This is a genomic window from Variovorax sp. CCNWLW225 (assembly GCF_037204045.1).
GTDB lineage: Bacteria > Pseudomonadota > Gammaproteobacteria > Burkholderiales > Burkholderiaceae_C > Variovorax.
This window is the reverse complement of sequence record NZ_JBBCBV010000011.1, coordinates 132,310-146,101: the sequence shown is the minus strand read 5'-3', so window position 1 is coordinate 146,101 and position 13,792 is coordinate 132,310. Positions and strand designations below refer to the sequence as shown.

The following is a 13,792-nucleotide window of genomic DNA, read 5'->3' as shown; positions in this document are numbered from 1 at the left end:
GCCGCGGACTATGCTCATGATGTCGCCATCACCAAGTTCCTGCTTTCATGAATCCATCGGCACCGGCTCCCTCTGCCCCGACACCAGCGCCCGGCAAGGCGCCTCATCCGGCAGGGCCCGGCCTGATGATTGCCGCGCTGGGCGTGGTGTTCGGCGACATCGGCACTTCGCCGCTCTATGCCTTCAAGGAAACGCTGAACCCCGAGCACGGCGTGGCGTTCACGCCCGATGCGGTGCTGGGGCTGCTCTCGCTCATCTTCTGGGGGCTGATGTTCGTGGTGACGCTCAAGTACGTGGTGTTCGTGCTGCGCGCCGACCACGACGGCGAGGGCGGCATCCTCGCGCTGCAGGCGCTTGCGCGCAGCGCGACCGCGGGTCCCCGCGCCCGGCCGTGGGTGTGGAACACCATCGGGATCTTCGGCCTGCTGGGAGCGGCCATGTTCTATGGCGACACCCTGATCACACCGGCCATCTCGGTGCTGTCGGCGGTCGAGGGGCTGGACGTGCAGGCGCCGGTTCTGCAGCGGGCGGTGATTCCGATCACCATCGTCATCCTGGTCGGGCTCTTTGCGGTTCAGCGCAAAGGGACCGGCGTGGTGGGCAAGGTCTTCGGGCCCGTCATGCTGCTGTGGTTTCTGGTGCTCGCGCTCGCGGGGGGCTGGCAGGTGCTGCAGAACCCGCAGGTGCTGGCGGCGCTTCACCCGGGGCGCGCGGTGGGCTTTCTGGTCGAGCATCGCGTCCAGTCGCTGGCGGTTCTGGGCGCCGTGTTTCTTGCCTTCACAGGTGGCGAGGCGCTGTATGCGGACATGGGGCACTTCGGGGCCAGGCCGATCCGTCTCGCGTGGCTTTTCATCGCGCTGCCGGGCCTGGTGCTGAACTATTTCGGGCAGGGCGCGCTGGTGCTGGCAAACCCCGCGGCCGTCGACAACCCGTTCTTCCGGCTCTTTCCTTCGTGGGGCGTGGTGCCGATGGTGGTGCTTGCCGCGATGGCGACAGTGATTGCCTCCCAGGCCGTCATCTCGGGCGCCTTTTCCCTCACGGCGCACGCCATGCGCATGGGCTACCTGCCGCGCATGCGGGTGGTGCAGACCTCGGGCTCCGCCATCGGCCAGATCTATGTGCCGACGGTCAACTGGCTGCTGATGGTGGGGGTGCTGTTGCTGGTGCTGGGCTTTCGCAGTTCGGGCGCGTTGTCGGCGGCCTACGGCATTGCGGTGTCGATCACGATGGTGACCACCACGCTCTTGGCCGGGATCGTGGCCTGGGGGGTATGGCGCTGGAACCGGGTGGCGGTCGTGCTTGGCGTTGTGGCTTTTGCGGCGGTCGACCTGACCTTCGTGGTGGCCAACAGCCTCAAGGTGGCCGAGGGCGGCTGGCTCACGCTGGCGGTGGCGGCCGGGGTGATGGTGCTTTTCACCACCTGGGCCAAGGGGCGCCGTCTGGGGCTGGAAGCCGCAGCGGCCGAAAGCCTGCCGCTCAAGCCGTTCTTCGAGTCGCTCGCGCTGCACATGCCGCACCGAGTGAGCGGCACGGCGGTGTTCCTGAATGCCGATGCGGCTTCGGTGCCGCACGCCTTGCTTCACAACCTCAAGCACAACCAGGTGCTGCACGAGCAGGTGATCGTGCTGCGGGTGCTGGCCTGCGACACGCCCCGCGTGGAGGCTCGCATGCGTATCGAGGCCGAGTCCTTGATGACGGGCATCTGGGTGGTTACCGCGCGCCACGGCTTCATGGAGCGGCCCGACGTGCCCGAATTCATCCGCATCCTGGCCTACCAGAAGGCATTGGCCATCGACTCGATGAAGACCTCGTATTTCGTTTCGCGCGCCTCGGTCGGAGAAGAAAACCTGCCGGGCTTGAACCCGGTGCGGCGCGCGCTTTTCGGTTGGCTGCAGCGCAACGCGGGTCGCGCGTCCGACTATTTCGAGATTCCGGGCAACCGGCTGGTGGAAATGGGGCAGCGAACCTAGGGCGAAGCTGGCCGGACTGTCACGCCGCGATTGACAGTGCTTGAGGTTTACCCTAGATTACTAACCGGTGGGTCAGTAATTGGCCCGGTTCGACCTTTCTAGGGTGTCTCATGACCGCCTCTTCCGGCCTCTCTCCTCTTGCCCGCGGTGCCGCCTGGCTACTGCTTCCCGCCTTGTTCCTGGCCGGCTGTTCGCAGTCGAAGCCGGCCGAGGAACCTGTGCGCGCGGTCAAGCTGGTGACCGTCGGCACCAGCGACTTCGACGCCCAGCCCGAATTCTCGGCCGAGGTGCGGGCGCGTGTCGAATCGCGCTTGGGGTTTCGCGTGGCGGGCAAGATCATCAAGCGCCAGGCGGAACTGGGCCAGCACGTGCAGGCGGGGCAAGTGCTCGCGCAACTCGATCCGCAGGACTACAGGCTCGCAGCCGAAGCGGCGCGCGCCCAGTTGGCCGCGGCGCAGACCAACCGCGATCTTGCGGCGGCCGATCTCAAGCGCTACACCGAGTTGAGGTCGCAAAACTTCATCAGCGGCGCCGAGCTCGAGCGCCGCGAGTCCACCTGGAAAGCCGCGCAGGCGCAGCTGGAACAGGCACAGGCGCAGCTTTCGTCTCAAGGTAACCAGGCGAGCTACACGACCCTGGTGGCCGACGTGGCCGGCGTCATTACCGCGATCGAAGCCGAGCCGGGCCAGGTGGTGCAGGCCGGTACGCCCGTCGTTCGCATCGCGCAGGACGGCGCCCGCGACGTGGTGTTTGCGGTGCCCGAAGACCGGGCCGCGCTGATCAAGCCTGGCTCGCCGGTCATGGTGCGCGGCTGGTCGGGCGGCAACGAGCTGCAGGGCCAGGTGCGTGAAGTGGCGGCCAGCGCCGACGCGGTGACGCGCACCTACTCGGTCAAGGTATCGATCGATGCGGCAACCTCGCCGGCGCTCGGCGCCACGGTCTATGCGCGTCCGCAGGCGCTGGCGCGTGCGGGCGGCGCGGTCATCAAGCTGCCGACCAGCGCGTTGCGCCAGGAGGGCAAGGGCACCGCGGTGTGGGTGCTGGACAAGGCAACGATGACGGTGCGCTCGCAGCCGGTGCAGGTTGCCACGGCCGACGGCAATGAGGCCGTGATCGGCGGCGGACTTGCTCCCGGCATGATGGTCGTCGCCGCGGGCGTGCATGTGCTTTCGCCTGGGCAGAAGGTCACCATCTACCAGTCGAAGGAGGCTGCAGCCGCGGCCGCCAACGCCAATACCAACGAGTCGGCGAAGCCCGTCGAACCGGTTGCGGCCACGAAGAAGGAGATCGCTGCAGGTGCTTCCAAATGACGGAAGGCGCAGCAACCACCGACAAGCCCGCGGGCTTCAATCTCTCCAAATGGGCGCTGGACCACGCGCCGCTCACGCGCTACCTCATGGTGGTGCTGATGGTGCTGGGGGCCTTTGCCTACTTTGAGCTCGGACAGGACGAAGACCCGCCGTTCACCTTCCGTGCCATGGTGGTGCGCACCTACTGGCCCGGCGCCACAGCGCAGCAGGTGGCCGAGCAGGTCACCGACAAGCTCGAGCGCACGCTGCAGGAGGCACCCTACGCCGACAAGATCCGCAGCTACTCGAAGCCTGGCGAGTCCCAGATCATTTTCCAGATCAAGGATTCGTCCAAAGCCGCCGACGTGGCCAACGTCTGGTACACGGTGCGCAAGAAGATCGGCGACATGCGCAACACGCTGCCGCCGGGCGTGCAGGGCCCGTTCTTCAATGACGACTTCGGCGATGTGTATGGCGTGATCTACGCGCTGGAGAGCGAAGGCTTCAGCTACGCCGAACTCAAGACCCTGGCCGACGAAGTGCGCCAGCAATTGCTGCGCGTGAAAGACGTTGCCAAGGTCGACCAGTTCGGCGTGCAAGACGAAAAGGTGTACGTCGAGATTTCGCAGAAGCGCGTGGCGCAGCTGGGGCTCGACTTCAACGCCGTGCTCGCGCAGCTCGGTTCGCAAAACGCGGTGGAAAGCGCGGGCACGATCCAGTCGCCGCTCGACGTGGTGCAGGTGCGCGTGGCGGGGCAGTTCACCAGCGTGGAGCAACTGCGCGAGATGCCGATCCGCGGCAGTTCGGGCAACCAGCTGAAGCTCGGCGACATCGCCGAAATTCGCCGCGGTTATGTCGACCCGCCGGCCGTGAAGGTGCATCACCAGGGCAAGGAAGTCATTGCGCTGGGCGTCTCGATGACCAAGGGCGGCGACATCATCGCGCTGGGCGAGGCGTTGCGCGCCACCACCAAGCAGATCGACCAGCGCCTGCCGGCCGGCGTGAAGCTGGCGCAGGTGCAGGACCAGCCGGTGTCGGTGGCCAGCTCGGTCAATGAATTCGTCGGCGTGCTGATCGAGGCCGTGGCCATCGTGCTGGCCGTGAGCATCATCTCGCTCGGCCTGCACAAGGGCGGGCGCCTGGGCTGGTACATCGACATCCGCCCGGGGCTGGTGGTGGCCATCACCATTCCGCTGGTGCTGGCCGTCACGTTCCTGGCCATGAACTACTTCGGCATCGGGCTGCACAAGATATCGCTGGGGTCGCTGATCATTGCGCTCGGCCTCCTGGTGGACGATGCGATCATCGCGGTCGAAATGATGGTGCGGAAGATGGAAGAGGGCTACGACAAGGTGCGCGCCGCCACCTTTGCCTACGACGTCACCGCCAAGCCCATGCTCACCGGCACGCTCATCACCGCCGCGGGCTTCCTGCCCATCGGCATTGCCAAGTCGGTGACGGGTGAATACACCTTCGCCATCTTCGCGGTGACCGTCATTGCGCTGGTGCTGTCGTGGATCGTGTCGGTGTACTTCGTGCCTTACCTGGGCACGCTGCTGCTCAAGGTCAAGCCGCACGACCCGGACGCGCCGCCGCATGAGCTGTTCGACACCCGGTTCTACAACAGCTTTCGCCGCACGGTGAACTGGTGCGTGCAGCACCGCTGGCTGACCATCGGCGCTACCGTGCTGATTTTTGCGCTGGGCATCGTCGGCATGGGCAAGGTGCAGCAGCAGTTCTTCCCGGATTCGAGCCGGCCCGAGATCATGGTGGACATCTGGTTCCCGGAGGGCACCTCGTTCCCCGCGAACGAAGAGGTTGCCAAGCGCGTCGAGCAGCGCATCATGAAGGAAGAGGGCGTGAAGACGGTCAGCACCTGGATCGGCTCCGGCGTGCCGCGCTTCTACCTGCCGCTGGACCAGGTGTTTCCGCAGACCAACGTGTCGCAGCTCATCGTGCTGGCCAAGGACCTGAAGGTGCGTGAAAGCCTGCGCATCAAGCTGCCTGCGCTGCTGGCGGAGGAGTTTCCGGAAGTGCGCGGCCGCGTGAAGCTGCTGCCCAATGGGCCGCCGGTGCCGTATCCGGTGCAGTTCCGCGTGATCGGCACCGACCCCGCCCAGCTGCGCGCGCATGCCGATGAGGTGAAGGCCGTGTTGCGCGAGAACGCCAACATGCGCGGCGTGAACGACAACTGGAACGAGTCGGTCAAGGTGATCCGGCTCGAGGTCGACCAGGCCAAGGCGCGCGCGCTCGGCGTGACCAGCCAGGCGATTGCCCAGGCTTCCAAGACGATGTTCTCCGGCACCACGGTGGGCCAGTACCGCGAGAACGATCTGCTGATCGACATCGTGCTGCGCCAGTCGGCCGACGAGCGCGAGGCCATTTCGGACATCGGCAACGCCTACCTGCCGACGACCTCCGGGCGTTCGATTCCGCTCACGCAGATCGCGCGGCCGGTCTTCACCTGGGAGCCGGGCGTGATGTGGCGCGAGAACCGCGACTACGCCATTACGGTGCAGGGCGACGTGGTCGAAGGGCTGCAGGGCGCCACGGTCACCGAGCAGTTGCTCCCGCAGCTGCGCAAGCTCGAAGCCGGCTGGCATGCAGCGGGCGAGGGCGCCTACCGCATCGAGGTGGCGGGCGCCGTGGAGGAAAGCAGCAAGGGTTCGGCTTCCATCGTGGCGGGCGTGCCGATCATGCTGTTCCTGGTGTTCACGCTGCTGATGCTGCAGCTGCACAGCTTCAGCCGCTCTCTGTTGGTGTTCATTACCGGCCCCATGGGCATTGCCGGCGTTGCCGGGGCACTGCTGCTGCTGAACCGGCCGTTCGGCTTCGTCGCACTGCTGGGTGTGATTGCGCTCATGGGCATGATCCAGCGCAACGCGGTGATCCTGATCGACCAGATCGAGAGCGACCGCGCGGCGGGCGTGCCCGCCTGGGACGCCATCGTCGAGTCGGCGGTGCGGCGCCTGCGCCCCATCGTGCTGACCGCGGCGGCGGCGGTGCTGGCGATGATTCCGCTCTCGCGAAGCGTGTTCTGGGGGCCGATGGCGGTTGCCATCATGGGCGGGCTGATCGTGGCCACCGTATTGACCCTGCTGGCGCTGCCGGCAATGTACGCCGCTGCATTCCGCGTCAAGCGGGAGCCGCAAGAGGGTCTGATTAGCGCTTAAAATACGCGGTTGACCGATTTCAGGCGGACGGTCTTTGGGCGGCGGGTATTCGATATCGACGATATCGATGCCTGTGGCACCAGGGCCGTCCGCCTTTGCATTCACCTGAAAAAATTTGGCAAGCGCGGGTGGCGAAATTGGTAGACGCACCAGGTTTAGGTCCTGACGTTCGCAAGAACGTGCCGGTTCGAGTCCGGCCCCGCGCACCAGCCACACCCCTCACAAGGAAGACACCATGACCGTGACCGTTGAAACTCTCGAGAAGCTCGAACGCAAGATCACGCTGACCCTGCCGGTCGGCACCATCCAGTCCGAAGTCGATTCGCGCCTCAAGAAGCTCGCGCGCACCGTCAAGATGGATGGCTTCCGTCCGGGCAAGGTGCCAATGAATGTCGTGGCCCAGCGCTACGGTTACTCGGTGCACTACGAAGTCATGAACGACAAGGTCGGTGAAGCCTTCTCGCAAGCCGCCAACGAGGCCAAGCTACGCGTGGCCGGCCAGCCCCGCATCACCGAGAAGGAAGAGTCGCCCGAAGGCCAACTCGCCTTCGACGCGGTGTTCGAAGTGTTCCCCGAAGTCAAGATCAAGGACCTGTCGGGTGCCGAAGTCGAGAAGCTCTCGGCCGAAGTGGGCGACGACGCCATCGACAAGACGCTCGACATCCTGCGCAAGCAGCGCCGCACCTTCGCCCAGCGCGCACAAGACGCCGTTGCGCAAGACAACGACCGCGTGACGGTCGACTTCGAAGGCAAGATCGACGGCGAGACCTTCCAGGGCGGCAAGGCCGAAGACTTCCAGTTCATCGTCGGCGAAGGCCAGATGCTGAAGGAATTCGAAGACGCCGTGCGCGGCATGAAGTCCGGCGACAGCCGCACCTTCCCGCTGTCGTTCCCGGCGGACTACCACGGCAAGGACGTGGCCGGCAAACAAGCCGACTTCATGGTCACCGTGAAGAAGATCGAGGCTTCGCACCTGCCTGAAGTCAACGAACAGCTCGCCAAGTCGCTCGGCATTGCCGAAGCCACGGTGGAGGGCCTGCGCGCCGACATCAAGAAGAACCTCGAGCGCGAAGTGAAATTCCGCCTGCTGGCCCGCAACAAGAACGCCGTGATGGACGCGCTGGTGGCCAACGCCGAGCTCGACCTGCCCAACGCCAGCGTGCAGTCCGAAGTGAACCGCATGATCGAAGGCGCCCGCGCCGAGCTCAAGCAGCGCGGCATCAAGGATGCCGACAAGGCGCCGATTCCCGAGGAAGTGTTCCGCCCGCAAGCCGAGCGCCGCGTGCGCCTGGGCCTGGTAGTGGCCGAACTGGTGCGTGCCAACAACCTGCAGGCCAAGCCCGAGCAGATCAAGGCCCACATCGACGAGCTGGCTGCCAGCTACGAAAAGCCGGCTGACGTCGTGCGCTGGTATTTCAGCGACAACAACCGCCTGGCCGAGGTCGAGGCAGTCGTCATCGAGAACAACGTGACCGAATTCGTGCTCAGCAAGGCCAAGGTCAACGAAAAGTCGGTGTCGTTCGACGAGTTGATGGCTCAGCAGCAAGGCTGAGCGCCGGGCCTGCCCGCCGCCCGCAACGCCAATGGGGCTTGTGCTTTACGGCACGAGCCCCATTTCACTCAGGCGTACAGTTAAATTCGAACAGCGAACGAACCTTTTCCGGAGAGCAAATCAATGAGCGCACAGGATATTAAGGCCCTCGGCATGATCCCGATGGTCATCGAGCAGTCGGGTCGCGGCGAGCGGTCTTACGACATTTATTCGCGTCTCCTCAAGGAGCGCATCATTTTCCTGGTGGGCGAAGTGAACGACCAGACCGCCAACCTCGTGGTGGCGCAGCTGCTGTTCCTCGAGAGCGAGAATCCGGACAAGGACATTTCGTTCTATATCAATTCTCCGGGCGGCAGCGTGAGCGCCGGCATGGCCATTTACGACACCATGCAGTTCATCAAGCCCGACGTTTCCACGATGTGCATCGGCTTTGCGGCCAGCATGGGCGCCTTCTTGCTGGCGGCCGGCGAAAAGGGCAAGCGCTTCTCGCTGCCCAATTCGAAGATCATGATCCACCAGGTGCTCGGCGGCGCTCGCGGCCAGGCTACGGACATCGAAATTCATGCCCGCGACATCCTGCGCACCAAGGACCAGATGAACCGCATCCTGGCCGAGCGCACGGGCCAGCCGCTGGAAAAAGTCAAGTCGGACACCGAACGCGACTATTTCCTGACCGCCGACGAAGCCAAGGAATACGGCCTGGTCGACCAGGTCATTGCAAAGCGCAGCTGATCAAGTCAGCCCGCGCCGCGGCGCCGGTGGCGCCAAAAAGGCAAAGACGGCGTTTTCCCCACGGGAAACGCCGTTTTTGTTTAGTTATCATTGTCCTACCCCGTTAACGAGGCACCTGTCCATGGCCGAAAAAAAAGGCTCTTCCAGCGAAAAAACGCTTTATTGCTCGTTCTGCGGCAAGAGCCAGCATGAGGTCAAAAAGCTGATCGCGGGCCCTTCGGTCTTCATTTGCGACGAGTGCATCGACCTTTGCAACGAAATCATCCGCGACGAGCTCCCGGCCGGTGAAGAGGCGCGCGAGGCGCGCAGCGACCTTCCCACGCCGCTGGAGATCAAGACCAACCTCGACAACTACGTGATCGGCCAAGAGCCGGCCAAGCGCATGCTGTCGGTGGCGGTCTACAACCACTACAAGCGCCTGCGCCACAAGGAAAAGGCCAAGGGCGAGGACGTCGAGCTCAGCAAGAGCAACATCCTGTTGATTGGCCCCACGGGCTCGGGCAAGACCCTGCTTGCGCAAACACTGGCGCGCATGCTCGACGTGCCCTTTGTCATGGCCGACGCCACCACGCTCACGGAAGCGGGCTATGTGGGCGAAGACGTCGAGAACATCATCCAGAAGCTGCTGCAAAGCTGCAACTACGAGGTCGAGCGCGCCCAGCGCGGCATTGTCTACATCGACGAAATCGACAAGATCTCGCGCAAGTCTGACAACCCTTCGATCACGCGCGACGTGTCGGGCGAGGGCGTGCAGCAGGCGCTGCTGAAGCTCATCGAAGGCACCATGGCCAGCGTGCCGCCCCAGGGCGGGCGCAAGCACCCGAACCAGGACTTCCTGCAGATCGACACGACTAACATCCTGTTCATCTGCGGCGGCGCGTTTGCAGGCCTCGAAAAGGTCATCGAAAACCGCACCGAAGCCTCGGGCATCGGCTTCGGCGCTTCCGTCAAGAGCAAGGCGCAGCGCAGCATCACCGAGGTGTTCCGCGAAGTCGAGCCCGAAGACCTGATCAAGTTCGGCCTGATTCCCGAGCTCGTCGGCCGTATGCCTGTGGTGGCGTCGCTTGCCGAGCTCAGCGAAGACGCGCTGGTGCAGATCCTGACGGAGCCCAAGAACGCGGTGGTCAAGCAGTTCACCAAGCTGCTGCAAATGGAAGGTGTCGACCTCGAGATCCGCCCCGCGGCGCTCAAGGCCATCGCCCGCAAGGCGCTGGCGCGCAAGACCGGGGCACGGGGCTTGCGTTCGATCCTCGAACAGTCGCTCATCGACACCATGTTCGAGCTCCCGAATGCCACCAACGTCGACAAGGTTGTGGTCGAAGAATCCACAATTGATGAAAACAAGCCGCCGCTGCTCGTGTACCGAGAAGCGGCCAAGAAGGCTTGAGCGAGGCTTGAATGAACGCGGCGCCGGCTCTTTTCACCAAAGCTTCCGGCGCCTTCGACAAAGACCGGGTGCGCGGGCTTGAAATGCCCCAACACCCATCCATCTTTGCCTGATCAATCAAAGGATATTCATGTCCGGTCATACCCCCCTGCCTGCCGACGCGATCGACCTGCCGCTGCTGCCGCTGCGCGATGTCGTCGTGTTCCCCCACATGGTGATTCCGCTGTTCGTGGGTCGCCCCAAGAGCATCAAGGCGCTCGAACTGGCCATGGAGGCCGAACGCCGCATCATGCTGGTGGCGCAGAAAGCCGCCGCCAAGGACGAGCCCTCGGTCGAGGACATGTTCGAGGTGGGCTGCGTCTCCACCATTTTGCAGATGCTCAAGCTGCCCGATGGCACCGTGAAGGTGCTGGTCGAGGGCCAGCAGCGTGCGCGCGTGAACCGCATCGACGACGGTGAAACCCACTTCACGGCCAACGTGACGCCCGTCGAGGCACCCGAGGGCGGCGAAAAGGGCACCGAGGTCGAGGCGCTGCGCCGTGCCGTGATGCAGCAGTTCGACCAGTACGTCAAGCTGAACAAGAAGATTCCGCCCGAGATCCTCACTTCGATCTCGAGCATCGACGATCCGGGCCGCCTGGCCGACACCATTGCGGCGCACCTGCCGCTCAAGCTTGACAACAAGCAGGCCGTGCTCGACCTGGACGACGTGAAGTCGCGCCTCGAAAACCTGTTCGGCCAACTCGAACGCGAGGTCGACATCCTCAATGTCGACAAGAAGATCCGCGGGCGCGTGAAGCGCCAGATGGAAAAGAACCAGCGCGACTTCTACCTCAACGAGCAGGTCAAGGCGATCCAGAAGGAGCTCGGCGAAGGCGAAGAGGGCGCGGACATCGAGGAGATCGAGAAAAAGATCAAGCTCGCCAAGATGCCCAAGGACGCGCTGAAGAAGGCCGAGGGCGAGCTCAAGAAGCTCAAGCTCATGTCGCCCATGTCGGCCGAAGCGACCGTGGTGCGCAACTACATCGACGTGCTGGTGGGCTTGCCGTGGAGCAAGAAGACCAAGATCAAGCACGACCTGGCCAATGCCGAGGCGGTGCTCAATGCCGACCACTACGGCCTCGAAAAGGTCAAGGACCGCATCCTTGAATATCTCGCGGTGCAGCAGCGTGTCGACAAGGTCAAGGCGCCCATCCTGTGCCTGGTGGGCCCTCCGGGTGTGGGCAAGACCTCGCTCGGGCAGTCGATCGCCAAGGCGACCGGCCGCAAGTACACCCGCATGGCGCTCGGCGGCATGCGCGACGAAGCCGAGATTCGCGGCCACCGCCGCACCTACATCGGCGCGCTGCCGGGCAAGGTGCTGCAGGGGCTGAGCAAGATCGGCACGCGCAATCCGCTGTTCCTGCTCGACGAGATCGACAAGCTGGGGACCGACTTCCGCGGCGACCCGTCGAGCGCGCTGCTTGAAGTGCTCGACCCGGAGCAGAACCACACCTTCGGCGACCACTACGTCGAGGTCGATTTCGACCTGTCCGACGTGATGTTCGTGGCTACGTCGAACTCGATGAACATCCCGCCGGCGCTGCTCGACCGGATGGAAGTCATTCGCCTCTCGGGCTACACCGAGGACGAGAAGACCAACATCGCGATCAAGTACCTGCTGCCCAAGCAGATGAAGAACAACGGCGTGAAGGAAGACGAGCTGCTCGTCACCGAAGAGGCCGTGCGCGACATCGTGCGCTACTACACGCGTGAAGCCGGTGTGCGTTCGCTCGAGCGCGAGCTCTCCAAGATCTGCCGCAAGGTGGTGAAGGGCCTCCTGCTCAAGCAGCTCACGCCCAAGGTCACGGTCGACGGTGCCAACCTCAACGACTTCCTTGGTGTGCGCAAGTACAGCTTCGGCCTGGCCGAGAAGCAGAACCAGGTCGGGCAGGTGGTCGGCCTCGCGTGGACCGAAGTCGGCGGCGACCTGCTCACCATTGAAGCCGTCACCATGCCGGGCAAGGGCGTGATCAGCCGCACGGGTTCGCTCGGCGACGTGATGAAGGAATCGGTCGAGGCCGCGCGCACCGTGGTGCGCAGCCGCTCGCGCCGCCTGGGCATCAAGGACGAGATCTTCGAGAAGCGCGACATCCACATCCACGTGCCCGACGGCGCAACGCCCAAGGACGGGCCGAGTGCGGGTGCCGCAATGACGACGGCCTTCGTGTCGGCGCTCACGGGCATTCCCGTGCGTGCGGACGTTGCCATGACCGGCGAGATCACGCTGCGAGGCGAGGTTACGGCCATCGGCGGGTTGAAGGAAAAGCTGCTGGCGGCATTGCGCGGCGGCATCAAGACCGTGCTCATTCCCGAAGAGAACGCGAAAGACCTGCAGGACATTCCCGAGAACGTGAAGAACGGCCTCGAGATCGTGCCAGTGAAGTGGATCGACAAGGTCCTGGAAATCGCGCTCGAGAAAATGCCGGAGCCGCTGTCCGACGAAGAAGTTGCGGCCTCCGCCGCTGCCGTGGCCGAGCTGGCCAAGCAGCGCGAAGCGCGGGCTTCAGAAGGTTCTGTCAAACATTGATTGGCAAAACTTGCCGGGCCCCGAAAAAGTGTTCTATAATTCGAGGCTCGAAACGCGGGAATAGCTCAGTTGGTAGAGCGCAACCTTGCCAAGGTTGAGGTCGAGAGTTCGAGACTCTTTTCCCGCTCCAGTTTTTGAAAAAGGGAAGCAATGCTTCCCTTTTTTTCGCGAGTTCGATTTCGTTTTTCAGCGTGGCGCGATAGCAAAGCGGTTATGCAACGGATTGCAAATCCGTCTAGCCCGGTTCGACTCCGGGTCGCGCCTCCACCTCTCTCTGATCAAGTTCGATCCACCCTCCACTGAAAATGAGCCCCGCCAACCTGCGTTGCCGGGGCTCGTTTTGTTTGGGTTATCGTCGATGTTCAACCCGAGGCCCGGATGGTGAAATTGGTAGACACATCGGACTTAAAATCCGCCGCTTCCTTAATCGGGGCATACGGGTTCGACCCCCGTTCCGGGCACCACATCTAGACAAGGGAGCACACAATGCCTCGTTACAACGCTCCATTTGAAATTCATGTGCACGGCGACGTGCCGCTGCGGTCCGACGTCAGCTTCGACCAGATCCAGGAAGCTCTCAAGCCGCTGTGGGCCTATGCGGGCGCCAAGTCGCTGGCAGACGGTGCCACCAGCACCTACGAGGAAGAACCCGGCATCCGTTTCGAGCAGAAGGACCACATGCTCCAGATGTGCTGGACGGTGCCGGGCGACGAAGACTTTCGCCAGGCGCTCGACGAGATGTGCATGGCGCTGAACGAGCTCTCGGAGCGCGGCGCGGCCATCGAGGTCACGTTCTACGACACCGACTTCGACGAAGAAGAGGGCGACCCCGAGGAAGAGTCTCGCGACGATTTCCTGATGCTGTTCGTCGGCCCCAATCCGGCCGCAATCATGCAGGTGCAGCGCGACCTGCTGGTCGAAGACGTCGTCAACCTCATGGAGCGCCACTTCGACGGCGCCGAGCTGGGCGGCGTGGTTTCCGAAATCGACCGTCTCTTCAGCGACCGCTTCGATGCGCTCGTGAACTCGCTCGAAATCGGCAAACGCCCACGCGGCACCGGCGGCAGTGGCAGCGGCGGTGGACATGGCGGCGGCCGCCGTCCGCGCCACCTGCACTGAC

Annotated in this window: 8 protein-coding genes and 4 tRNA genes; all 12 read left to right on the top strand. The window is 63.9% G+C overall.

Annotated elements, in window-relative coordinates; genetic code table 11:
* The first annotated feature begins 47 nt into the window (after window positions 1–47).
* The 12 genes from V9L20_RS18545 (at window position 48) to V9L20_RS18490 (ending at window position 13,791) form a co-directional block, all read left to right on the top strand.
* Entirely contained in the window at window positions 48–1,970 is a 1,923-nt protein-coding gene (locus tag V9L20_RS18545) for a potassium transporter Kup (protein WP_443098600.1), read from the top strand.
* A gap of 110 nt (window positions 1,971–2,080) precedes the next feature.
* Complete coding sequence (locus tag V9L20_RS18540) at window positions 2,081–3,280, top strand: efflux RND transporter periplasmic adaptor subunit (protein WP_337297684.1); 1,200 nt, start codon at window positions 2,081–2,083, stop codon at window positions 3,278–3,280.
* Entirely contained in the window at window positions 3,277–6,432 is a 3,156-nt protein-coding gene (locus V9L20_RS18535) for an efflux RND transporter permease subunit (protein WP_337297683.1), read from the top strand. Before V9L20_RS18540 ends, V9L20_RS18535 begins: the two co-directional genes overlap by 4 nt.
* Window positions 6,433–6,554: 122 nt before the next feature.
* Window positions 6,555–6,641: transfer RNA gene (locus V9L20_RS18530), tRNA-Leu, on the top strand.
* Between the two features lie 26 nt (window positions 6,642–6,667).
* Window positions 6,668–7,984 (top strand): trigger factor, encoded by a 1,317-nt coding sequence (gene tig, locus V9L20_RS18525; RefSeq protein WP_126749560.1) that lies wholly within the window; start codon window positions 6,668–6,670, stop codon window positions 7,982–7,984.
* A 123-nt stretch (window positions 7,985–8,107) separates the two neighbouring features.
* Complete coding sequence (clpP, locus tag V9L20_RS18520) at window positions 8,108–8,716, top strand: ATP-dependent Clp endopeptidase proteolytic subunit ClpP (RefSeq protein ID WP_126749561.1); 609 nt, start codon at window positions 8,108–8,110, stop codon at window positions 8,714–8,716.
* A 121-nt stretch (window positions 8,717–8,837) separates the two neighbouring features.
* Window positions 8,838–10,103, top strand: coding sequence for an ATP-dependent Clp protease ATP-binding subunit ClpX (gene clpX, locus V9L20_RS18515; protein ID WP_126749562.1), 1,266 nt, complete (start codon window positions 8,838–8,840; stop codon window positions 10,101–10,103).
* Window positions 10,104–10,233: 130 nt separating this feature from the next.
* The gene (lon, locus tag V9L20_RS18510) at window positions 10,234–12,672 is read left to right on the top strand and encodes an endopeptidase La (protein WP_258506861.1); all 2,439 of its coding nucleotides are present in this window, start codon (window positions 10,234–10,236) and stop codon (window positions 12,670–12,672) included.
* Between the two features lie 54 nt (window positions 12,673–12,726).
* Window positions 12,727–12,802, top strand: a tRNA-Gly gene (locus V9L20_RS18505).
* A gap of 63 nt (window positions 12,803–12,865) precedes the next feature.
* Window positions 12,866–12,939 (top strand) — tRNA-Cys (locus V9L20_RS18500).
* A 105-nt stretch (window positions 12,940–13,044) separates the two neighbouring features.
* Window positions 13,045–13,136: transfer RNA gene (locus V9L20_RS18495), tRNA-Leu, on the top strand.
* Between the two features lie 22 nt (window positions 13,137–13,158).
* On the top strand, window positions 13,159–13,791 hold the full coding sequence (locus V9L20_RS18490) for a DUF6806 family protein (RefSeq protein WP_157614307.1): 633 nt from the start codon (window positions 13,159–13,161) through the stop codon (window positions 13,789–13,791).
* Window position 13,792: the final 1 nt, after the last annotated feature.

Bases quoted from the DNA above. Each gene is read 5' to 3' on its own strand.
- V9L20_RS18545 (WP_443098600.1), top strand. From the start codon at position 48: ATGAATCCATCGGCACCGGCTCCCTCTGCCCCGACACCAGCGCCCGGC.
- V9L20_RS18540 (WP_337297684.1), top strand. From the start codon at position 2,081: ATGACCGCCTCTTCCGGCCTCTCTCCTCTTGCCCGCGGTGCCGCCTGG.
- V9L20_RS18535 (WP_337297683.1), top strand. From the start codon at position 3,277: ATGACGGAAGGCGCAGCAACCACCGACAAGCCCGCGGGCTTCAATCTC.
- tig (WP_126749560.1), top strand. From the start codon at position 6,668: ATGACCGTGACCGTTGAAACTCTCGAGAAGCTCGAACGCAAGATCACG.
- clpP (WP_126749561.1), top strand. From the start codon at position 8,108: ATGAGCGCACAGGATATTAAGGCCCTCGGCATGATCCCGATGGTCATC.
- clpX (WP_126749562.1), top strand. From the start codon at position 8,838: ATGGCCGAAAAAAAAGGCTCTTCCAGCGAAAAAACGCTTTATTGCTCG.
- lon (WP_258506861.1), top strand. From the start codon at position 10,234: ATGTCCGGTCATACCCCCCTGCCTGCCGACGCGATCGACCTGCCGCTG.
- V9L20_RS18490 (WP_157614307.1), top strand. From the start codon at position 13,159: ATGCCTCGTTACAACGCTCCATTTGAAATTCATGTGCACGGCGACGTG.